The sequence below is a fragment of the Pseudomonas syringae KCTC 12500 genome (assembly GCF_000507185.2).
Lineage (GTDB): Bacteria > Pseudomonadota > Gammaproteobacteria > Pseudomonadales > Pseudomonadaceae > Aquipseudomonas > Aquipseudomonas syringae.
This window is the reverse complement of record NZ_AYTM02000002.1, coordinates 3,035,835-3,056,803: the sequence shown is the minus strand read 5'-3', so window position 1 is coordinate 3,056,803 and position 20,969 is coordinate 3,035,835. Positions and strand designations below refer to the sequence as shown.

Genomic DNA, 20,969 nt, shown 5'->3' with positions numbered 1-20,969 from the left:
GAAAGAACCGTGCTCTGTGAACCGGCCCACGCCCGTTAAAACCGATAATTTCTTCCTGCTCATCTTTCGTGCCCTGCGTCATCGCCGTGTACCGATCGCTTTGCGCATTGCCAGCCATAACGTGATCCTGGTCGCTTTGGCGCTGGTGATCTACGCCGGTGTCATGGGCCTGCAGTTCAAGCAGGCCATGCATGAACAGGCTGATGCGCTGGGGCAGGCCCTGACCACCCAGACTGCCACCTCGGCTACCGAGCTGTTGGTGTCCAACGACATCCTCAGTCTCAACGTGCTGCTGGGTAATCTGGTCAAGAATCCGCTGGTAGCGCATGCCGCTATCTACAGTGTGGATAACCGCATCCTCGCGGAGGCCGGCCAGCGCCCGAAAAACGGGCTACTGGGGGAAGCTCAGGGTCTGTATGAAATCAAGATCACGTTCCAGGACGTGATGGCGGGCCATCTGCGCATCAGCCTCGACATGTCGCAGTTCCAGCAGCCGCTGACCATCAGTCTGCAGAGCATGGGCATTCTGGCCGGCATCCTGCTGGCCCTTGCGCTGGCCCTGAGCCTGCGCCTTGGCCGCCATATCTCCACGCCACTGATGCAGATGCGTATCTGGCTACGGAATATTGACCCGTACACACCAGCCACAGATCGCCAGGATGAAATCGGCGATCTGGCGCGGCAGTTGCGTACCTCGTTCGCGCCGCCTGTGCCGGAGCCAGAACCGCTGCCCGAGCCCGAATATGAAGGCGAGGAAGACGACAGCGAAGATCCTTATCTGGAGCCGGAAGAGAAGCCCGCGCCAAAGGTTTCGGCACGCAGCAGCGAAGCAAAACCGCGCTTGCCGGCACCACCTGTGCAGCGCCGCATCGTTGCCGAAGAAGATGAAGACGACGATGACGAGGATCCGTTCGCCGATCTGCGCGACCAATCGGACAACTCGCCAGCCGTTCGCCCGGTGGCTGCCTCGGCAGCGCCGGTCGAACCGCACAACAGCGCAGTGCTGGCCGTGCAGCTCGGTGCGCAGGATCAATTGCGCCGCCTGCCCCGCGCACGCCTGACCGAATTGCTGCAACGCTACCGCGACTGCCTCGATCAGGCCGCTTCGCTGTATGAAAGCGAGCTGCATACGCTGAATGACGGCAGCACGCTGATGCTGTTCCATAGCCACGAAAGCGGTGATGACTACCTGACCAACGCGATCTGCTGCGGCGAGCTGTTGCGCGCACTCAGTCATGCCTTGCAGATCGAGGTGGCCGACAGCGGCATCACCTTGCAACTGCAACTGGGCCTGACGCTGGGCGAAGGCTTGAGTGGTCTGAGCCAGATCGATCTGTTGCTGACCGAAACCGCGCAGGATGCATTGGCACTGTCTCAGCACAGTCGCAACCTGCTGCTGGTCGAGCGCCGCATCAACGACGACCCGCTGATCCGCCAACGCGCCCGCATCCGCCCGATTGCCAGTCCGGAAGGTGCCTGCTGCGTAGAACGCCTGATGGAGCCCTACCCGTCGATGCTCGAACGCCAGTTGGCGCGCATGCACGAATCCAACAAGGCCTGATCGCCTCCTCCGCTCACTCCTCCCTCGTGCCCATGCTCTGCATGGGCACGCCGCTCTGGACGCTCTGCGTCCTATCCTGACGGTGCGGCGCATCAGGAACGCCGAGGTGTGGGAACCAGAGATGAGCGCCCAACAAAAAGCCCGCATCGCTGCGGGCTTTTTGTTGGGCCGATCCTAGAAGCGGAACACTTCAAGATCGGTGCGTATAGGGGACGCCAGTGGAATTCTTGGCTTGTCAGGCTCTTTGGCCTTGGCGACAGGTGTTTTTTTCGGCTCTTCGAGCGCCTGCCAGGAAATCGGCTTGATGGCTGTGCTGACCTGATCAGCCAGGCGCTGCAGCAGCATACCCTGGGCCTTGACCTGATCGGCAGAGCTGCCGGCATGGACTTGTTCCAGGTGGACCAGTCGGCTGTCACGCACATGGCCTTTGCGGTCCACAAGTCGCCATTGTGCGTCCAGTACTGCGGGCTGTTTGGCACCGGAGTCCAGGCGAGTGATGGACAGCACGACCTGAACATCGGGCGTGAAGCTGGCCGTTGCGGGCGCCATGACGACGCGCTGGCTGTCCAGCTTCCAGGCCAGCTGACGCAATAGCAACTGGTCGATATCCGAAGACAGGTTACCTGCCCAGCGCCCATCGGACGAGGCGGTCAGGGTACCGTCAGGCTGGCGTTGCAGCAGGGTTTCGCGTTGCAGATAGTCGGCCACCGAAACAGGACCCAGCAGTACTGCCAGACCACTACTCTGTTTCGGCTGACCAGGCTCACCACTATCGAGCTGATAAAGCGCGGTCGGCTGGTGCACACTGCAACCAGCCAGACCCAGAACGCCAGTCATCAGCAGGATCAAGGGAAGGCGTAGAAAATTCATCATCCCATCCAGGTGGCCGTCCAGAGACAAGCCACAGTATAAGTACTTTCAAGACCCATGCAGGCACTGAGCCACGCATGCACCCCAAGACCCCATATCATCCGTGAATATGCACCATGACTCCAGCGATTATGCATCGTACTTCATGGCAAAACGAAGAACCTTGGTGCCAGATCAATGTTTTCAGCTATTTTCCACCAATAATGCGTCGACCCTCTGGAAGCCCCTTGGCAGTTTATTGCCTCGTCGGCCACGTTCCCCCTTGTAATGTTCGAGGTCTTCAGGTTTCAGCGACAGCGTTCTTTTGCCCGCCTGAAGTACCAGCGTAGCGCCTTGTCCGATCACCGCAAGATCAGTCACATACTCTTCACGGCTGGCTACCCGCTCACCCGGAATACCGATGATCTTGTTGCCCTTGCCTTTGCCCAACTGCGGCAAATCGCTGATCTTGAACACCAGCAGGCGGCCTTCGGTGGTCACCGCAGCCAGCCAGTTCTGCTCACGATCAGGCACGGGGCGAGGCAGGATGACTTTCGCCCCGGCCGGCAGGCTCAGCAGCGCCTTGCCCGCCTTGTTCTTGGCTTGCAGGTCTTCGCCTTTGACGACAAAACCATAACCGGCATCCGACGCGATCACGTACAACGCATCATCTTCCGGCAGCAAAACGCACTCGAAGGTCGCACCCGGTGGCGGTTGCAGCTTGCCCGTCAGCGGCTCGCCCTGGCCTCGCGCTGATGGCAGGGTGTGGGCCGCAACCGAGTAGCTGCGCCCGGTCGAGTCGATGAACACGGCGAACTGATTGGAGCGGCCGATGGACGAGGTCTTGAAACCGTCCCCGGCTTTATAGGAAAGCCCGGTAGCGTCGATGTCGTGGCCCTTGGCACAGCGTACCCAGCCTTTTTCCGACAGGACGACAGTCACCGGCTCGGTCGGCATCAATTCGTTTTCAGACAGCGCCTTGGCTTCGGCACGGGCAACGATGGGCGAACGACGGTCGTCGCCATAGGTTTCCGCGTCGGCAATTAGCTCGGCACGCACCAGCTTGCGCAGCTTGGACTCGCTGCCCAGCAACGCCTGAAGCTTGGCCTGCTCCTTGCGCAAGGCGTCCTGCTCGCTGCGCAGTTTCATCTCTTCCAGACGCGCCAACTGACGCAGACGGGTGTCGAGGATGTAATCGGCCTGAATTTCCGACAGATCGAAACGCGCAATCAGCTCCGCCTTCGGATGCTCGGCGGTACGGATGATGTGAATCACTTCATCGAGGTTCAGGTAAGCCGTGAGCAAACCGTCCAACAGGTGCAGACGATGCTCTACCTTGTCCAGGCGGAATTGCAGGCGGCGACGCACCGTACCGATACGGAACGTCAGCCATTCGCCCAGCAGTGTCTTGAGGTTCTTGAGCTGCGGCTTGCCATCCAGACCGATAATGTTGATGTTAACCCGGTAACTGGATTCCAGCTCGGTGGTCGCGAACAGATGCTGCATCAGCTCGTCCAGCTCAACCCGGTTGGAGCGCGGGATGATCACGATACGGCAAGGGTTCTCGTGGTCCGACTCGTCGCGCAGGTCGGCAACCATCGGCAGCTTCTTGGCCTGCATCTGCGCGGCGATCTGTTCCAGCACCTTGGCACCGGATACCTGATGCGGCAGTGAGGTGACGATAATGTCGCCATCTTCGATGCGATAAACCGCACGCATGCGCACCGAGCCACGTCCGGTCTCGTAGATTTTCAGCAGGTCGGCACGCGGCGTGATGATTTCCGCTTCGGTCGGATAGTCCGGCCCCAGAATGTGCTCGCACAGCTCGGCAACCGTGGCCTTGGGATCGTCCAGCAGGCGAACGCAGGCACTGGCGACTTCGCGCAGGTTATGCGGCGGCACATCGGTCGCCATACCGACGGCGATACCGGTAGTGCCATTGAGCAGGATGTTCGGCAAACGTGCCGGCAACACCGCAGGTTCGTCCAGGGTGCCGTCAAAGTTCGGCACCCAGTCAGCAGTGCCCTGACCCAGCTCGCTGAGCAGGACTTCCGAGTAACGCGACAGACGCGCCTCGGTGTAGCGCATGGCCGCAAAGGACTTGGGATCATCCGGCGCACCCCAGTTGCCCTGCCCGTCCACCAGCGTGTAGCGGTAGCTGAACGGCTGAGCCATCAGCACCATCGCTTCGTAACAGGCCGAGTCGCCGTGCGGGTGGAACTTGCCGAGCACGTCGCCGACGGTACGCGCCGACTTCTTGTGCTTGGCGTCGGCACCCAGGCCCAGTTCGCTCATGGCGTAGATGATGCGTCGCTGAACAGGCTTCAGGCCGTCACCGATATGCGGCAAGGCACGGTCCATGATCACGTACATGGAGTAGTTGAGGTAGGCCTGTTCGGTGAAGTCCGCCAATGATCGGCGTTCTACACCATCCAGGCTGAGGTCAAGGGAGTCGCTCATGCGGGCCTCATTATTTCGTTGACTGGCGCAGCAGCAAATTGCCGCCACGCTGTGTGAATTCGAGTTGTTTCATTGCGCTCATACCCAGCAGCACCTGTTCACCGTCCAGACCGGGCGCCACCAGGGCACGCACATTGGTCAGGACGATATCGCCCAGTTGCAAGCGGTCAAGCGTGGTCCGAAAACCCTGACTGTTGCCATTGGCCGTGCTGACCGTGACAGGAAAGCCACGCTTGAGCCCCAGGCGGTCAGCCATATCTCCGGGTACGGCCACATCGGTCGCCCCGGTGTCAATCATGAACTCCACTGTCCGGCCGTTGATCTGGCCGGTGGTGACGAAGTGCCCCTGACGATTGCCTGCCAGCTGCACCTCTATATAGCCGTCACCGTGTTGCGAGGTGACCACGGCGTTGGGGTTCTGCTGCCGGTCTTCCCAATCGCCGAAAAAGCGCGTCGCGAGAAACAGACCGGCCGCCCAGGCCACGATCATCAGCACCTTGCCAGCGCGCTTGCCAGGCTGCACGTCGCTCACTGCCCGGCACCCCAGCCCGCCTCAGGTGCAGCGAAACGCCAGACGATCGGGCGCTTCTCACCGTCGGCACGCACACCGAAGTTATTGTCGATGCCGATCCACGCGCCCGTCTCGTCCACCACCAGTGCCTCGGTCAGCCCGTAGGGTTGATCGTAACGACGCGACGGCACCATGGCTTCCTTGGCAAACGACCAGCAACGCTCGACCTGCCCGGTTTCGAGATCACGCCGACAGATGCGATACACCGCGCGTTCCAGCGTGAACAGCTTGCCGTTGTACAACGACACATCGGAAAAATCCGTCGACACCTTTTTACTGCCCTGCTCTGGCGGCAACGCGTCCAGACCGGACTCGGACAGCAGCACGCAGCTTTGCCCGCAGGTCCACTGCTCCTTGTCGCGTTGCACCACCAGCAAGCCGCGCTTCTCGCGTTCGGCCGCCAGCCACAGACGGTCGCCCGCAGGATTCACGGCAATCCCTTCGAAAATCGCGTTGAAACGCTGCAACATGCCCTGAGTCTGCGCCTGATCCACCAGCGCTTGCGGCAAATCCAGCCAGAACGGTTTACCGCTGACCGGAACCTTGAGCACTGCGCCGTAAGCCTCGCTGACCAGATAGCGATTGCCGGCTGCATCACAGCTGACACCCTCGAAATCCAGACTGCCGCCACGTATCAGCGCGGAAAGACCCGCCATGAAACGCAGCTTAAGCGGCAGATAGCTTTGTGGTGCCGGTGCGTCAATGTGATGTGACTGAGCCTTCCAGGTGTCTTGCGACACATCCAGGCTGTACAGCACATCGTCGTCACGGTCGGACACGGTCCACAACTGGCCGTTGCACATTGCCAGACCTGACAGATTGCCACCGGCCATGTCGTCTACCGGGTGCTCGGATTGCAGCTTAAGGGCCTCGAGTGGCGCAGCGACAACCGGCGCGGCAATCAGGATCAGGGCGGCGAGCCAGGCTCGTATCAAGTCAGGACCTCGGCAAGGTTGCCCTTCGACTCGAGCCAGGACTTGCGATCACCTGCACGCTTCTTCGCCAGCAGCATGTCCATCATTTCCGAGGTGGCGGCGAAATCGTCCAGCGTGAGCTGCACCAGGCGCCGGGTGTTCGGGTCCATGGTGGTTTCGCGCAACTGCGGCGGGTTCATCTCACCCAGCCCCTTGAATCGGGTGACCTGCGGCTTGCCACGTTTCTTTTCAGCGACCAGACGGTCAAGGATCCCGTCACGCTCGGCTTCGTCCAGCGCGTAGTAGATTTCCTTGCCCAGGTCGATCCGGTACAGCGGTGGCATGGCGACGTACACATGCCCGGCGTCGACCAGCGGGCGGAAGTGCTGCACAAACAACGCACACAGCAGCGTCGCAATGTGCAAACCGTCCGAGTCGGCGTCGGCCAGGATGCAGATCTTGCCGTAACGCAACTGGCTGATGTCGGCTGCGCCCGGGTCAACCCCGATGGCCACGGCAATGTTGTGGACTTCCTGACTGGCAAGCACTTCGCCGCCGTCCACTTCCCAAGTGTTGAGGATTTTGCCGCGCAGCGGCAGGATCGCCTGGAATTCCTTGTCGCGAGCCTGCTTGGCGGAACCGCCGGCAGAATCACCCTCGACCAGAAACAGTTCGGAGCGTGCCGGATCCTGTCCGGCACAGTCGGCCAGTTTGCCCGGCAACGCCGGCCCTTGAGTGATGCGCTTGCGCTCGACCTTTTTGCTTGCCTTGAGGCGCCGACCGGCGTTGTTGATCGCCAGATCGGCCAGTTGCAGGCCCAGCTCGGAGTGCGTGTTGAGCCACAGGCTGAACGCATCCTTGACCACACCGGAAACGAAGGCCGCCGCTTCACGGGACGACAGACGTTCTTTGGTCTGCCCGGAGAACTGCGGCTCCTGCATTTTCATCGACAGGACGAAGGCAATGCGTTCCCAGACGTCTTCCGGGGCCAGCTTCACACCACGCGGCAACAGGTTGCGGAACTCGCAGAACTCGCGCATGGCATCCAGCAAGCCCTGACGCAAACCGTTCACGTGGGTGCCGCCCTGCGCGGTCGGGATCAGGTTGACGTAGCTTTCCTGAACGCTGTCGCCCCCTTCGGGCAGCCAGAGCAACGCCCAGTCGACCGCTTCCTTGTTACCGGTGAAGCTGCCGCAGAACGGCTCGTCCGGCAGGCGCAGGAAGTCGGTGACCGAGTCCTGCAGGTAGGAGCGCAGGCCGTCTTCGTAATGCCACTCGACTTTCTCGCCGCTGGATTTGTCTTCGAAGCTGACCAGCAGACCCGGGCACAGAACCGCCTTGGCCTTGAGCACATGCTTGAGACGGCTGACAGAAAACTTCGGTGTATCGAAATACTTCGGATCGGGGGCGAAATAGACGCTGGTCCCGGTGTTGCGCTTGCCAACGGTGCCGACGACCGCCAGTTCGGTGGCCTTGTAGCCGTCAGCGAAGGTCATTTCATATTCGTTGCCATCACGCTTGACCCGCACCCGAACCTGAGTGGACAGCGCGTTGACCACGGAAATGCCCACGCCGTGCAGGCCGCCGGAGAACTGATAGTTCTTGTTGGAAAACTTGCCGCCTGCGTGAAGCTTGGTGAGGATCAGCTCGACGCCGGACACGCCTTCTTCCGGGTGGATGTCCACTGGCATGCCGCGGCCGTCGTCGGAGACTTCGAGCGAATTGTCGGCATGAAGGATGACCTGTACCGAACGCGCGTGCCCGGCCAGGGCTTCGTCGACGCTGTTGTCGATGACTTCCTGAGCCAAGTGGTTGGGCCGCGAGGTGTCGGTGTACATGCCCGGACGTTTGCGAACCGGATCGAGGCCCGAGAGGACTTCGATGGCGTCTGCGTTATAAGAGCTAGCGCTGGGAGTGGCCATGGGTTCTCGTTATCAATCTTTCATGGAGTTTCGGGGGTTCAATGTTCTTGCATTCATGTGACCGGGCATCGATCGCCTACAGCGCCGACAGATCGATCTTCTGCAACAGATCGGGGGCAAATCCGGCAAACGTCAGCAGTGCCGGCATGCGCTCGGCAAAACCCTGAAAACTGTGGTCGCCGCCCGCCTGAATGCGCAAGGCACAGGCCCGGTAAAACTTCTCGGCGCGACGATAATCGAGCGTCTCGTCACCGGTCTGCAGCCACACCTGAAACTGCTGCGGGTCCTGCGGCACGGGTACTTCGAGCTCGGCCAGCGCCCGGATATGGTCTTCGGTCAACTGCCACTGCTCGCCGGTGTACAGGTTCTGTTGCACGCCGAGAAACCCGTCGAACAGCTGATGCGGATTGACTGCCGGGTTGATCAGCACCGCCTTGAGGCCGTGCCGCTGCGCCAAATGAGTCGCATAGTAGCCGCCGAGGGAGCTGCCGACCAGTAATGGCCGTCCCAGCGCCGTGATAGCCGCTTCAAGCTGGAGCATGGCCTGACGCGGATGGTGATGCAGTTCAGGGACTTGCAAACGATCAGCCAGACCCAGGGATTTCATCAGCGCGCTTAATTGACAGGCCTTTCTCGACAAGGCCGAGCTGTTCAAGCCATGGATGTATAGCAGTGAAGGTGTGTCGCTCGTCACGCTGTCGCTCCCGGGTGCAAGGCAAAGCCGTGTAGTTTACAGGGACTTACGCTACAGCACCTCACCGGAAACGTATCCGCCTGCCCGATCAATAGCCGGTGCCGCCGTAATCGACCTCGAATTCCAGGCCGACCACTCGGGAAACAGCCGTTTCCAGCCGTCCATCGTCGTGCAGTCGCAGCCAACGATAGCCCGGCGCCGTGGTGTCCACCTTGAAATCCACACTGCCCGGGGCGAACTGAATGCAGGTCGAAGGCGACGCCAACAGGCGCACGCCGTTACGCATCTGGTCGAACTCTTGATGCACATGCCCCCACAGTATGGCGCGAACCTGCGGAAAACGATCGAGCACGGCAAACAACGCATCGGCATCGCGCAAGCCGATCGGCGCCATCCACTCACAACCAATCGCCACCGGGTGATGGTGCAGGCAGACCAGGTGATGCCGGTCAGGCGCTTCGCTCAGCGACTGTTCCAGCAACTGCAATTGCGCAGCCGCGAGAAAACCCGGCACCGAACCGGGCACCGCTGAATCCAGCAGCGTCACCCGCCATTGACCGATATCCACCACAGGGTCGAGCAGCCCATGATGCTGCGCAACCTGTTCCATCTGCGGCAGTTCGTCGTGATTACCGGCGAACCAGCGCGCTGGCGCATCGATCCGCCCGCTTATCTGACGAAACGCTTCGTAAGACTCGACACTGCCGTCCTGGGAGATATCGCCGCTGGCGACCACAAGATCGATGTGCGGCTGCTCGGCCAGCACCCGATCAACGACTTTTTCCAGACTGTCCCGCGTACTCATGCCCAACAACGCCTCGTCCGCCTCGGCGAACAAGTGGCTATCGGATATCTGCACCAGCAAAACTGACGATGAAAGGGCTGTGCTCGGCAAGACCGTCTCCCAGAGAGGATTCAGCGCGATTATGTGATGCGGCAACGGGCGGGTAAACCGGGAATGTGCGTGCGGACGAGCATTTGGTCACATTTGCTGATTCGCTCGGTGCTTGAGCACAATTGAAGCAATAAGTCCGGCCGACACCATGCCTGCCAGTCCCGCACCCAAGAGATAGCTCAGCACGCGCTCATAAGGCATTCCGGGCCAGAGATATCCCGCCAACAAAAGCTCCAGGGCAACGCCAAGAATCATTCCTGCCAATCCAGCCAGATGAACGATCCACGGCATGAGCCTCAAAGACAGAATACCGATGACCGCTCCGATAATGGCTGCATACAGAGAGTGCTCCCCACGCAGAGCGCTGCCTGTCAGGGTTATCACCTCGATATAGCTGAAAAGGCTGAAAGTGATTCCCGCGAAGCACGCTAACTGACGCCGAGGAGTGCCTAAGTAACTCATTCGTTATACCTGCAAATCAATTCAGGCCGAATGTAAGGCATTGGGTTTCAAATCCAAGGTGCCGGGGTATTTTCAGAAACAACCTACAGGACCGAAGCACACCCACTGTCAGTTGATGTCACTTGCTGGTCAATCAGATGTGGGAGAAATCCAGAGCGAAGCCGGGAAGCGGTAGTACGAGAACAACTGAGGAAAGGAGTTAACGCACCGCCTCAAACTCATGCCCACACGCCAGGCAATGACTCAGCCATTCGCCCAGAAACAGGTTGAGCTGGGCTTTTTCGTCTGGTTGGTGCATGTCGGCGTTGGGGTAGGGATAGATGCCCCGGAAGCGCCGTGCATGTTCGGCGCCGATGACTTCGGCCATGCGTGCGTCGTGATAGACCTGTACTTCGAGCTTGGGCACCGGTAGCCAGGGCAGGCTGTGTTCCTGGCAGACCTGCAAGGTGGTGGTGTACGGGCAGTCGAGCAGTACTTCGACTGCCAGCACGCCCAGCATCTGATCACCCTGGGTAACGGCGACGCGGCGTGAGCGCTGTTCGTTGCGCATGTCGGGCAGCAGGCGCATCAGGCGCGCGTAGTTGGCCTCGCACGCGGCCTGCAGTCCGGCAAGATCGACACGGTAGCGTTCGCGCACTGGACTCACGACCATAAACCCCTTATCTCTGCACGATTCAGCGCCAGCCATTGCAAGGCGATGATCGTCGATGCGTTCTTGATTATTCCGTCTTTCATCGCCTGCATGGCGTCATCGAATGACCAGACCGTGACCCGGATGTCTTCGCCTTCAGATTCCAGCCCGTGCAAGCCGCCCGCGCCTTCGCTCGTGCAGCGCCCCAGAAACAGGTGAACATACTCGTCGCTGCCACCCGGCGAAGGGAAGTATTTGGTGATCGGCCACAATGCTTCGAACTTCAGTCCAGCTTCCTCTTCCGCCTCGCGATGAGCAACTTCTTCCGGCTGCTCGTCCTTGTCGATCAGACCTGCGACCAGTTCGACCAGCCAGGGGTTGTTGGTCTTTTTCATGGCGCCTACGCGAAACTGCTCAATGAGCACGACTTCGTCACGTTTGGCGTCATAAGGCAGCACGCAAACGGCGTCGTGGCGAACGAACAGTTCGCGGCTGATTTCCTTGCTCATCCCGCCCGCGAACAATTCGTGGCGCACATGCAGCTTGTCCAGCTTATAGAAGCCCTTGAAGCAGTTTTCACGCTTTATGGTTTCAAAAGCGCTTGGTGCAGATCGTGTGGTCTGGGTCATGGGTTTCTCGCTTGCCGCCGTGTTTGACATCGGGCCATCCTAACGCGCATCGGCAGTCAGATGCAGCCCCCTTGAAGATGCAGGGTAGACGGCCGGGACTTAAAACAATTCTAATCTGCCATGATCGAACCGAAGACGTTGTTTACAGTCCAACCAGCCTGCATACGTACAACGCAACCGCCTTTACTGACACTGCCAAGGATCAACATGTCGTTATTGAGGATCACTTCACTGGCTTGCCTGGCCCTGTTGCTCGGCGCCTGCCAAAGCCTCTTCACGCCCAACATGCGCACACCGCTGCAAGTCCAGCGCGATGCTTCCGAGCTGATCAAGCCGGGCTGCACCACGGTCGACTGCCCGTTGGTGAACATCGATACCGTGCACTTCCCCGATGAGCCGCGCCTGGACGCCATCGTTCAGAAGACGTTGCTGCAACTGACCGTTGCCGACAGCAGCGAATCGCCGCCTGTGTCGATCAAAGCCTATCAGGAACAGTTTCTGAGCCAGGCCCAGGGTCGCAACGCCAGCTATTTGCAGGCCAAGGTACGCGAGCAGCATGACGGTATCGTAGTGGTCGAACTGTCCAGCTATCTGGAGACCGGCGGTGCCCACGGCAACCCGGGTCGGGCGTTCATCAACTATTCGCGTCAGCAGCAGAAAGTCCTGACCCTGGCTGACATGATCATCCCGGGCAAGGAAGGCGAGTTCTGGCAGAAAGCCCAACTGGCCCACCAGGGCTGGCTGGTATCGACCAAGATGAATGAAGACAGCGAGTTCATGAAGACCTGGCCGTTCAAGCGCACGCCCCACATTGCGCTGACCTACGGTGCAGTGATCCTCAAGTACTCGGTCGATACGATCGCGCCGTATTCGATGGGTCACATCGAGCTGAAGATTCCTTACCCTCAGCTCAATGGCATTCTCAAGCCGGAACTGTTCCCCGGCCGCGGTTGATCGCACCGCCGATCAGCAGCTGCAACACGCCAGCGACAATGAGCGCTGGCAGTGTTGCGCCCACTTCAGGATAAAGATTGGCCAGCAGATGATAGGTGCTGAGCCCGCCGAGCCACGCCAGCAGGCTCATCCAGCGCAAACCGCCCTCCGCTACCTGACCACTGCGACCACGCAGGATGAAATGGTCAACCAGCACGACGCCGAACAGCGGCGCGAATACCGAGCCGATCAATAACAGAAAGTTCTGATACTGCGCCAACGGTGCCAGACAGGCGATCAGCGTACAGACCACGCCAATCGCCAATGCCAGATGCTCGACTTTGATGCGTGACAGCAGAGCACTGGAGACTGCAGCCGAGTGAATATCGGCGAACGCATTTTCCGTCTCGTCCAGCAGAATCAGGAGCAGCGGGATACCCAGGCCTGCGCCGGCCTGCGCCAGCAGCAAGGCATTGACCTCGCCGCTCGGGGCGAACGCCAGGGTGTAGGCGACGCCCAGGCTCATGAGCCAGAAGTTGCCGATAAAAAAGCCAGTAGCGGTGCCAGCGAAGACACTTTTCGCGCGCTGCCCGAAGCGTGAGTAGTCGGCAATCAGCGGCAGCCACGACAGCGGCATGGCGATGGCAATGTCGAACCCGGAGGCAAACGGCAGCGAACCATCGCCGGAGGTTGCCCACAGCGCGGGCAGATCAGCCTTGGTCAGCAGGTTCCAGGTCAGCCATGCACACGCCGTCAAGAGTATCCACAGGCCCCACTTGCGCAGAAACCGGCGCACGAAGGTCAAGGGTCCGCTGACGGCCAACAGCGTGGCCAGTGCGCCGAACAACAGCGTCCAGAGCAGCGGACTGCTCCACAGGCTGCCCTCTGCAAAGGCCCGAGCGCCGAGCAGACTGGCTGCGTCGCGCATGACGATGATCTCGAACGCCCCCCAACCGATCAGTTGCAGCAGGTTCAATACAGCGGGTAGCGACGCGCCCTTGCTGCCCAGGCTGAGTTTGAGCGCAGCCATGGACGACAGGCCGGTATCGCTGCCGATCACGCCAACGCTGGCGAGCAGCAAGACGCCCACCAGCGTGCCGAGGAAGATCGCCAGCATCGAGCCGGACATGCCCAGCCCTGGTGCCAGCAAGGCCCCGGTCTGCAACACCATCAGGCCAATGCCGAGGGAAAACCACAGGGAAAACAGATCCCGCCCGCCGAACACGCGCTGGCTGGCGGGGACTGGGGTATCGGGAGAATAGGTGCCGGGTGTGTTCACAGGGGTGTCTCGTGTGGAAAGTCTAGGAACCGGGTGCAGCGGCACTGCACCTTCAGAATCGGACGCAGAGCGGGCTTCTGGCCGTAGGCCGTAGGAGCGAACTTGTTCGCGAAAGGGTCGTTACATCCGCTGAAGATGTATCGCCCGGAATAAAGCTTTCGCGAACAATGCGGATCGCCGCCCCGGTCGCTCCTACGCCCTTCGGGCAGAAGCGTGCTCTGCGTCCGATGCATCGCTATGCACAAGTCCGCTTCTGATTCTGGCCGAAGGCCGTGGGAGCGAACTTGTTCGCGAAAGGGTCGTTACATCCGCTGAAGATGCATCGCCCGGAATAAAGCTTTCGCGAACAAGTTCGCTTGTATGGTAAGACTTGAAGGGAGGAGGAGGGACTTAGTTCGCTTCTGACTGTTCGCGCAGTACAGACCCGTAGGAGATTTCACCCCTCCTCCTTTCACCCAAGCGCCGATAAAGAATGCTTAAGGCTCACAACCTACGATAGAAACAAGCCTGCGCCTCTGGGTGGCCCCTTCAAGTCTGTAAACCTTATCCCCGAGGAGGCGTTATGGCAATGCGGGTTACTCTGCAAAAACCGATCATCGGTGTAGATGTCGCCAAGAATGAGCTGGTGATCTACCACGATCAATATGATCGACTTGAGGCAATCCCCAATACCAAAGTCGCCATCACCCAATGGCTGAAGGCCTTGGCGAGCAGCTGCGCCATCGCCATCGAAGCCACTAACGTCTATCACGTCCTGTTCGCGGATGCGGCCCACGAAGCAGGCTGTGACATTTATATGGTGGATGGCTATCAGCTCAGTCATTACCGTAAAGGCGTCAACATACGCGCCAAAACCGATGCCCAAGATGCTCGTTTGTTGGCCCGATACCTGAAAAACGAGCTTGATGAGTTGCGGCCCTGGATACCTGCGAGCCCGCTTTATCGGCAGCTTCTGAGCCTGTTCCGACGTCGTGCAGCCTTGGTTCAGGCTCGTACTGGCCTGGTGCAAAGCTGGACCAACGAGCCTTTTCTGAGAACAGCGTTCGCCAATCAGGTCAACTCGATGAAACGATTTGAGGCGCTCGTTGAAAAGAAGATTCGCGATGTACTGCAGGAAGCCGGTCTGATGAGGCAGGTCAACCGCTGTATGAAAGTAGAAGGGATCGGCTTTCTGACTGCAGCTCGTTTGGTCACTTCTTTTCAGCGAGGCGAGTTCAGCGGAGCGAACGCCTTTATCGCGTTTCTTGGGCTGGACCTGAGAGTATCCAAATCAGGGCAAAGTGATGGACCTCGTCGATTGACCAAACGCGGCGATCCAGAAGCCCGACGGTTGCTGCACAACGCGGCTATGTCCGGGAGCCGTACGCCGGCCTGGAAGCCTTTTTATGAAGAGCAGAGAAAGCGTGGCTTTAGTACAACTCAAGCGCTGGTCATGCTCTCCCGAAAGTTGGCTCGAGTAGTCTTCGCTCTGTTAAAGAACCAGAGCGAATATCAAACAAAAGTGGCTTGAGGGCTTTGCCAAAACCATAGAATCTCCTACGCCCTTCGGGCAGAAGCCAAGTATCTCTCCCGGAGTGGCTATCGCTCTCTACACCTTCTTGTACAACTGGCTGCCTTCCTGCTTGAAGCGCTCGGCCTGTTCGGCCAGTCCCTTGGCGACGTCGACGTCTACCGCTTCAATCCGCTGATTGGCGGCGTACTCGCGGACTTCCTGAGTGATCTTCATCGAGCAGAATTTCGGCCCGCACATGGAGCAGAAATGCGCGACCTTGGCCGAATCCTTGGGCAGGGTTTCGTCGTGGTACGAACGCGCAGTGTCCGGGTCCAGGCCGAGGTTGAACTGATCTTCCCAGCGGAACTCGAAACGCGCCTTGCTCAAGGCGTTGTCGCGGATCTGCGCACCCGGATGGCCTTTGGCAAGGTCCGCTGCATGGGCTGCGATCTTGTAGGTGATGATCCCGGTTTTGACATCATCCTTGTTCGGCAACCCCAGATGTTCCTTGGGCGTGACGTAACACAGCATGGCGCAGCCGAACCAGCCGATCATGGCCGCCCCGATGCCCGAGGTGATGTGGTCGTAACCCGGCGCGATGTCGGTGGTCAGCGGGCCAAGGGTGTAGAACGGCGCTTCGTCGCAGCATTCCAGTTGCTTGTCCATGTTCTCCTTGATCAACTGCATCGGCACATGGCCAGGGCCTTCGATCATGGTCTGCACATCATGCTTCCAGGCGATCTTGGTCAGTTCGCCCAGCGTTTCCAGTTCACCGAACTGCGCCGCATCGTTGGCATCGGCAATCGAGCCCGGACGCAGGCCGTCGCCCAGCGAGAAGCTGACGTCGTAGGCCTTCATGATTTCGCAGATGTCTTCGAAATGCGTGTAAAGGAAGTTTTCCTTGTGGTGCGCCAGGCACCATTTGGCCATGATCGAACCGCCACGGCTGACGATACCGGTGACACGCTTGGCAGTCAGCGGCACGTAACGCAGCAGCACCCCGGCATGGATGGTGAAGTAATCGACGCCCTGCTCGGCCTGCTCGATCAGCGTGTCGCGGAACAGCTCCCAGGTCAGGTCCTCGGCTGCACCCCCCACTTTTTCCAGCGCCTGATAGATCGGCACCGTACCGATCGGCACTGGCGAATTGCGGATGATCCACTCACGGGTTTCGTGAATGTGCTTGCCGGTGGACAGGTCCATGACCGTGTCCGAGCCCCAGCGGATGCCCCAGGTCAGCTTGGCGACTTCCTCTTCGATGGAAGAGCCCAGTGCGCTGTTGCCGATGTTGCCGTTGATCTTCACCAGGAAGTTGCGACCGATGATCATCGGCTCAAGCTCGACGTGGTTGATGTTGGCCGGGATGATCGCGCGGCCCCGGGCAATCTCTTCACGCACGAACTCGGCAGTGATTTCTTTCGGAATGCTCGCGCCAAAGCTGTGCCCGGCATGTTGCTGGGTCAGCAGACCTGCGGCGCGGGCTTCCTGGAGCTTCATGTTCTCGCGGATGGCGACGTATTCCATCTCGGCAGTAATGATGCCCTGACGCGCGTAGTGCATCTGGCTGACGTTGGCGCCGGCCTTGGCCCGGCGCGGGTTGCGTACATGAGCAAAGCGCAGCGCGGTGAGTTCGGCATCGCTCAGGCGTTGCTGGCCGAAGTTGGAGCTCAGGCCCGGCAGACGCTCGGTGTCATTGCGCGAGTCGATCCATGGCGAACGCACGTCAGCCAGTCCTTTGCGCACGTCGATGATCACATTGGGGTCGGTGTAGGGGCCGGAGGTGTCATAGACCGTGACCGGGGCGTTAATCTCGCCGCCAAAGTCAGTCGGGGTGACGTCCAGGGTGATTTCGCGCATCGGCACGCGGATGTCCGGGCGCGAGCCCTGAACGTAGATTTTCTGCGAACGGGTAAACGGCTGTACCGATCCGGAATCGACCTGCGCCGACTCACTCAAATGGGCTGCGTTTTTTGCTTTTATACTCATCACGGCTCTCCAGACATCCAGTTGCGGATTTATTGTCGGAGTGACCTGACATGACGGACGGGTGCACCAATGCTGGTGCTGAGTATCGAAAGGAGGCGAAACTGTTCATTATTTGAACAATCGACCCCGGACGGCACTCAAGAGGACTCGCCGGGAGACGAGAAATCTTGTTCCCTACGCAGGCGCTAACCTGATCAGGTTCAACGGGATCCGGTTTAACCGATCTCAGCCTCATAGCAAGGCACCCCGACAAGAACGCCGCCAGTCTATGACGGGGTGCCGTCGCAACGCCAGCCTATTTGCACGGGGCTCGATAAATGGCGCAAATCGACGATTGTTGCCAAAAGCGTCTGACTCTACACTCCCTAGCCCGGTTTCTCTTCAACCCGAGCTCTAATTACTTTCTTCATGAACAGGGAATGCCTCATGTTGCGCAAACTTTCGTTGGTCGTGGCTGTTTCGTTTTCGTCCAGCGGGTTGACCTGGGCAGCCGAATTGCCAAGGCCAACGCAGACAGGGCTGTTGAGCGTTTATCAGCAGGCAGTGGACAACAACGCCGACCTCGCAGCCTCACGCGCCGATTACGATGCACGCAAGGAAGCCGTGCCGCAGGCCCGCGCCGGTTTGCTGCCGAACATTTCCGGCAGCGCCCAGAACAGCAGTACCCGGACCAGCATCGATCAGCCCAGAGCCGTGGCCACCCGCAGCGGCAACCTCTACCAGGCCACGCTGAGCCAGCCAATCTTCCGCGCCGACCGCTGGTTCCAGCTGCAGGCTGCCGAAGCGAGCAACGAACAGGCGGCGCTCGAGCTATCGGCTACCGAGCAGAATCTGATCCTGCAATCGGCGCAAAGCTATTTCAGCGTACTGCGTGCACAGGACAATCTGGCCTCGACCAAGGCCGAGGAAGCGGCCTTCAAGCGCCAACTGGATCAGGCCAACGAGCGCTTCGATGTCGGCCTGTCGGACAAGACCGATGTACTGCAGGCGCAGGCCAGCTTTGACACGTCACGCGCCAGCCGACTCATTGCCCAACGCCAGGTCGACGATGCCTTTCAGGCGCTGGTGACGCTGACCAACCGCGAATACAACTCGATCGAAGGCATCGTGCATACCCTGCCGGTGCTGGCACCGACGCCCAATGACGCCAAGGCCTGGGTCGATACCGCCGCGCAGCAGAACCTCAATCTGCTGGCCAGCAACTACGCAGTCAATGCCGCCGAAGAAACCCTGCGTCAACGCAAGGCCGGACACGCGCCGACGCTCGATGCCGTGGCGACCTATCAGCGTGGCGATAACGATGCACTGGGTTTCAGCAACCCCAACTACACCGGCCGCAACTACGGCGGCGACGTCGAGCAGCGCAGCATTGGCGTGCAGTTGAATATCCCGATCTACAGCGGCGGGCTGACCAGCTCACAGGTACGTGAAGCCTATGCGCGCCTTAGCCAGAGCGAGCAACGCCGTGAAAGCCTGCGTCGTCAGGTGGTGGAAAATACGCGCAACCTGCATCGCGCGGTGAATACCGATGTGGAGCAGGTCCAGGCCCGCAAACAATCGATCATTTCCAACCAGAGCGCGCTGGAAGCCACTGAAATCGGTTATCAGGTCGGCACCCGCAACATCGTCGACGTGCTGGATGCGCAACGCCAGCTGTATGCCTCGGTGCGGGACTACAACAACACGCGTTACGACTACATCCTCGACAACCTGCGCCTCAAGCAGGCAGCAGGCACCCTGAACCCGGGCGACCTGCAGGACCTGTCGCGCTACCTGAAGGCCGACTACAACCCGGACAAGGACTTCCTGCCGCCAGACCTGGCGACTGCCGCGCAGAAGAACTTCGAGCGACCTGCAAAGCGCTGACAGGTGACGCAGAGCGTCACGAAATGCATTCCCACGCTGGAGTGTGAGGAACGAGAATCTCAACTATCGTGCCGACGCTCTGCATCGGCATGCCGTTCCGGACGCTCCGCGTCCTCCCCGACTCAGCGCCTGCTCATCAACCGCCCGATCCCGTCGAGCAGGCGTTGCAGTGCGCCCTGATTGGCTTTCATCACCGCAAGCCCGGCATCGGCCATGTTGCGCGCCTGCTGCGGCTGGTCGAAAAGGCCCTGCACGGCGGCGGCCAGCGCTGCTGCATCGTTGACCTCTTGCAATGCACCGGCCTTGCGCAGCATTGCGGCAATCTCAAGAAAGTTGAACAGGTGCGGACCGCTGAGTACCGGCATGGCCAGTGCTGCAGGCTCCAGCAGGTTGTGCCCGCCGTTGGGCACCAGGCTGCCGCCAACGAAAGCGATGTCAGCCAGCGCATAGAGAAACAGCAATTCCCCCATGGTATCGCCCATCAGCACCGAGACGTCAGGCGTGACAGCCTGTGCGGAGGAACGCCTTACCGTCGCAAAACCCTGTTGCTGACACAACGCATGCACGCTGTCGAAACGTTCGGGGTGGCGCGGCACCAGAATCAGTAGCGCATTGGGGTGACTGGTCAGTAACGTGCGATGAGCCGCCAGCACGCTTTCATCCTCGCCTGCATGCGTGCTGGCCGCGATCCAGACCGGACGCTGCGTGGTCTGCCATTGTTCACGCTGCTGGGCGGCACGCTGCAGAAGCTGCGGGTCGATGCTCAGGTCGAACTTGATCGAGCCGGTCACCGCCACGCACTCGGGGCGTGCGCCCAAATCACGAAAGCGCTGCGCCTCAGCTTCAGTCTGCACCGCGAACCAGGCCATTTCCGCGAGCATCGGTCGCGTCAGCCCGGCAAAGCGCGCGTACCCCCGCGCCGAACGCTCCGACAGCCTCGCATTGGCGAGCACCACGGGGATCCCGCGCAGGGAACACTGGTGGATGTGGTTGGGCCACAGCTCGGTTTCCATGATGATCCCCAGCCGTGGCTGTACCTGATCGAGAAAACCCGCGGCCGCCCACGGCAGGTCGTAGGGCAGGTAGCAATGCTGAATTCGCGGCTCACTGGCGAACAGCGCCTTGATTCGCTCCGAACCTGTGGGCGTCATACAAGTCACAGTGATCGGCAATTGCGGATATTGCACCAGCAGCGAGCGAATCATCGGCGCGGCGGCGATGCTTTCCCCCACTGACACCGCATGCACCCAGATGCCGCCCCGCTGCATGACCGGCAAGCCGCGGGCGAAGCGCTCGCCGATGCGCTGGCGATACGCCGGAGCCTTGCGCGCACGCAACCACAGACGCAGGGCAACCAGCGGCAGGCCGAAATGAAACAGTACGGTATAAAGAGTTCTATTCATGGGCGCGGAGTTTATCAGCCCGCCATCACAAGTCGCTAGAATGCGCAGCCTGACGAAAAGGAATGCACCATGAACGCTTATTACCTGTTGGCTATCGCCGTTTGCGCGGAAGTCATCGCCACCACGTCCATGAAAGCCGTGAAGGGATTCAGCACCCCGCTGCCCCTGGTGCTGTTGATTACCGGCTATGCGATCGCGTTCTGGATGCTGATTCTGGTGATGCGCACGATCCCGGTGGGCATCACTTACGCCATCTGGTCGGGCATGGGCATCGTCATGGTGAGCATCGCGGCGTTCTTCATCTACGGCCAGAAACTCGACCTGCCCGCGCTGCTGGGCATGGGCATGATCGTGGCAGGCGTGGCAGTCATTCAGCTGTTCTCGAAAACCGCCGGGCATTGAAAACCCGATCCTTTATAATG

The 20,969-nt window shown here is 60.0% G+C and carries 18 protein-coding genes and 1 riboswitch; of the genes, 5 read left to right on the top strand and 13 right to left on the bottom strand.

All coding sequences use genetic code 11. From position 1 onward, the window contains the following. Positions 1-16: 16 nt before the first annotated feature. Positions 17-1,561, top strand: a complete 1,545-nt coding sequence (locus V476_RS13840; protein ID WP_003317180.1) for a HAMP domain-containing protein — start codon at positions 17-19, stop codon at positions 1,559-1,561. A gap of 174 nt (positions 1,562-1,735) precedes the next feature. On the opposite strand, the gene V476_RS13835 is transcribed toward V476_RS13840, so the two are convergent. The 10 genes from V476_RS13835 to V476_RS13790 all read right to left on the bottom strand — a co-directional run bounded on the left by V476_RS13835 (position 1,736) and on the right by V476_RS13790 (position 11,588). Then, positions 1,736-2,431 (bottom strand): PqiC family protein, encoded by a 696-nt coding sequence (locus V476_RS13835; RefSeq protein ID WP_016567056.1) that lies wholly within the window; start codon positions 2,429-2,431, stop codon positions 1,736-1,738. 183 nt (positions 2,432-2,614) lie between these two features. Continuing rightward, positions 2,615-4,870 (bottom strand): DNA topoisomerase IV subunit A, encoded by a 2,256-nt coding sequence (gene parC, locus V476_RS13830; protein WP_003317178.1) that lies wholly within the window; start codon positions 4,868-4,870, stop codon positions 2,615-2,617. Positions 4,871-4,880: 10 nt separating this feature from the next. Then, positions 4,881-5,360, bottom strand: coding sequence for a retropepsin-like aspartic protease family protein (locus V476_RS13825; protein ID WP_153222477.1), 480 nt, complete (start codon positions 5,358-5,360; stop codon positions 4,881-4,883). A gap of 38 nt (positions 5,361-5,398) precedes the next feature. After that, on the bottom strand, positions 5,399-6,376 hold the full coding sequence (locus V476_RS13820) for an esterase-like activity of phytase family protein (RefSeq protein WP_003342974.1): 978 nt from the start codon (positions 6,374-6,376) through the stop codon (positions 5,399-5,401). Next, positions 6,373-8,277, bottom strand: coding sequence for a DNA topoisomerase IV subunit B (gene parE, locus V476_RS13815; protein ID WP_003414454.1), 1,905 nt, complete (start codon positions 8,275-8,277; stop codon positions 6,373-6,375). Before parE ends, V476_RS13820 begins: the two co-directional genes overlap by 4 nt. 76 nt (positions 8,278-8,353) lie before the next feature. Then, the gene (locus V476_RS13810) at positions 8,354-8,971 is read right to left on the bottom strand and encodes a YqiA/YcfP family alpha/beta fold hydrolase (protein ID WP_024960676.1); all 618 of its coding nucleotides are present in this window, start codon (positions 8,969-8,971) and stop codon (positions 8,354-8,356) included. Positions 8,972-9,059: 88 nt separating this feature from the next. Beyond that, complete coding sequence (cpdA, locus tag V476_RS13805; RefSeq protein ID WP_032629449.1) at positions 9,060-9,866, bottom strand: 3',5'-cyclic-AMP phosphodiesterase; 807 nt, start codon at positions 9,864-9,866, stop codon at positions 9,060-9,062. 87 nt (positions 9,867-9,953) lie between these two features. Next, on the bottom strand, positions 9,954-10,328 hold the full coding sequence (locus V476_RS13800; RefSeq protein ID WP_003317172.1) for a hypothetical protein: 375 nt from the start codon (positions 10,326-10,328) through the stop codon (positions 9,954-9,956). A gap of 199 nt (positions 10,329-10,527) precedes the next feature. Further along, complete coding sequence (locus tag V476_RS13795) at positions 10,528-10,980, bottom strand: DUF1249 domain-containing protein (RefSeq protein ID WP_003393560.1); 453 nt, start codon at positions 10,978-10,980, stop codon at positions 10,528-10,530. After that, a complete protein-coding gene (locus V476_RS13790; protein ID WP_003342963.1) occupies positions 10,971-11,588 on the bottom strand; it encodes an NUDIX domain-containing protein in 618 nt (205 codons plus the stop codon). Before V476_RS13790 ends, V476_RS13795 begins: the two co-directional genes overlap by 10 nt. A gap of 207 nt (positions 11,589-11,795) precedes the next feature. Here V476_RS13790 and V476_RS13785 point away from each other — a divergent pair, with 207 nt between their 5' ends. Continuing rightward, positions 11,796-12,542 (top strand): RsiV family protein, encoded by a 747-nt coding sequence (locus V476_RS13785; RefSeq protein ID WP_024960678.1) that lies wholly within the window; start codon positions 11,796-11,798, stop codon positions 12,540-12,542. Here V476_RS13785 and cytX read toward each other — a convergent pair. Next, a complete protein-coding gene (cytX, locus tag V476_RS13780; protein WP_024960679.1) occupies positions 12,511-13,800 on the bottom strand; it encodes a putative hydroxymethylpyrimidine transporter CytX in 1,290 nt (429 codons plus the stop codon). The two genes, V476_RS13785 and cytX, sit on opposite strands and share 32 nt — an antisense overlap. Before the next feature lie 562 nt (positions 13,801-14,362). Here cytX and V476_RS13775 point away from each other — a divergent pair. Continuing rightward, positions 14,363-15,310, top strand: coding sequence for an IS110 family RNA-guided transposase (locus V476_RS13775; protein WP_024961480.1), 948 nt, complete (start codon positions 14,363-14,365; stop codon positions 15,308-15,310). Between the two features lie 78 nt (positions 15,311-15,388). On the opposite strand, the gene thiC is transcribed toward V476_RS13775, so the two are convergent. Then, on the bottom strand, positions 15,389-17,278 hold the full coding sequence (thiC, locus tag V476_RS13770) for a phosphomethylpyrimidine synthase ThiC (RefSeq protein ID WP_010407496.1): 1,890 nt from the start codon (positions 17,276-17,278) through the stop codon (positions 15,389-15,391). 154 nt (positions 17,279-17,432) lie between these two features. Then, positions 17,433-17,537, bottom strand: a riboswitch (TPP riboswitch). 167 nt (positions 17,538-17,704) lie between these two features. Between thiC and V476_RS13765 the strand changes: the two genes are divergently transcribed. Further along, on the top strand, positions 17,705-19,144 hold the full coding sequence (locus V476_RS13765) for a TolC family outer membrane protein (protein ID WP_024961506.1): 1,440 nt from the start codon (positions 17,705-17,707) through the stop codon (positions 19,142-19,144). Between the two features lie 122 nt (positions 19,145-19,266). Here V476_RS13765 and waaA read toward each other — a convergent pair whose 3' ends face one another. Then, positions 19,267-20,547, bottom strand: a complete 1,281-nt coding sequence (gene waaA, locus V476_RS13760; RefSeq protein ID WP_024961505.1) for a lipid IV(A) 3-deoxy-D-manno-octulosonic acid transferase — start codon at positions 20,545-20,547, stop codon at positions 19,267-19,269. 69 nt (positions 20,548-20,616) lie between these two features. On the opposite strand from waaA, the gene V476_RS13755 reads away from it, so the two are divergent. Beyond that, positions 20,617-20,949: an SMR family transporter gene (locus V476_RS13755; RefSeq protein WP_003346798.1), complete on the top strand. Its 333-nt coding sequence runs from the start codon at positions 20,617-20,619 to the stop codon at positions 20,947-20,949. Positions 20,950-20,969: the final 20 nt, after the last annotated feature.

What these genes read in the sequence shown, in the direction of transcription:
- V476_RS13790 (WP_003342963.1), bottom strand. Translation starts at nt 11,588, where the DNA reads ATGACCCAGACCACACGATCTGCACCAAGCGCTTTTGAAACCATAAAG.
- V476_RS13835 (WP_016567056.1), bottom strand. Translation starts at nt 2,431, where the DNA reads ATGAATTTTCTACGCCTTCCCTTGATCCTGCTGATGACTGGCGTTCTG.
- waaA (WP_024961505.1), bottom strand. Translation starts at nt 20,547, where the DNA reads ATGAATAGAACTCTTTATACCGTACTGTTTCATTTCGGCCTGCCGCTG.
- V476_RS13800 (WP_003317172.1), bottom strand. Translation starts at nt 10,328, where the DNA reads ATGAGTTACTTAGGCACTCCTCGGCGTCAGTTAGCGTGCTTCGCGGGA.
- V476_RS13775 (WP_024961480.1), top strand. Translation starts at nt 14,363, where the DNA reads ATGGCAATGCGGGTTACTCTGCAAAAACCGATCATCGGTGTAGATGTC.
- V476_RS13785 (WP_024960678.1), top strand. Translation starts at nt 11,796, where the DNA reads ATGTCGTTATTGAGGATCACTTCACTGGCTTGCCTGGCCCTGTTGCTC.
- V476_RS13825 (WP_153222477.1), bottom strand. Translation starts at nt 5,360, where the DNA reads ATGATCGTGGCCTGGGCGGCCGGTCTGTTTCTCGCGACGCGCTTTTTC.
- parC (WP_003317178.1), bottom strand. Translation starts at nt 4,870, where the DNA reads ATGAGCGACTCCCTTGACCTCAGCCTGGATGGTGTAGAACGCCGATCA.
- thiC (WP_010407496.1), bottom strand. Translation starts at nt 17,278, where the DNA reads ATGAGTATAAAAGCAAAAAACGCAGCCCATTTGAGTGAGTCGGCGCAG.
- V476_RS13765 (WP_024961506.1), top strand. Translation starts at nt 17,705, where the DNA reads ATGTTGCGCAAACTTTCGTTGGTCGTGGCTGTTTCGTTTTCGTCCAGC.
- parE (WP_003414454.1), bottom strand. Translation starts at nt 8,277, where the DNA reads ATGGCCACTCCCAGCGCTAGCTCTTATAACGCAGACGCCATCGAAGTC.
- V476_RS13755 (WP_003346798.1), top strand. Translation starts at nt 20,617, where the DNA reads ATGAACGCTTATTACCTGTTGGCTATCGCCGTTTGCGCGGAAGTCATC.
- V476_RS13795 (WP_003393560.1), bottom strand. Translation starts at nt 10,980, where the DNA reads ATGGTCGTGAGTCCAGTGCGCGAACGCTACCGTGTCGATCTTGCCGGA.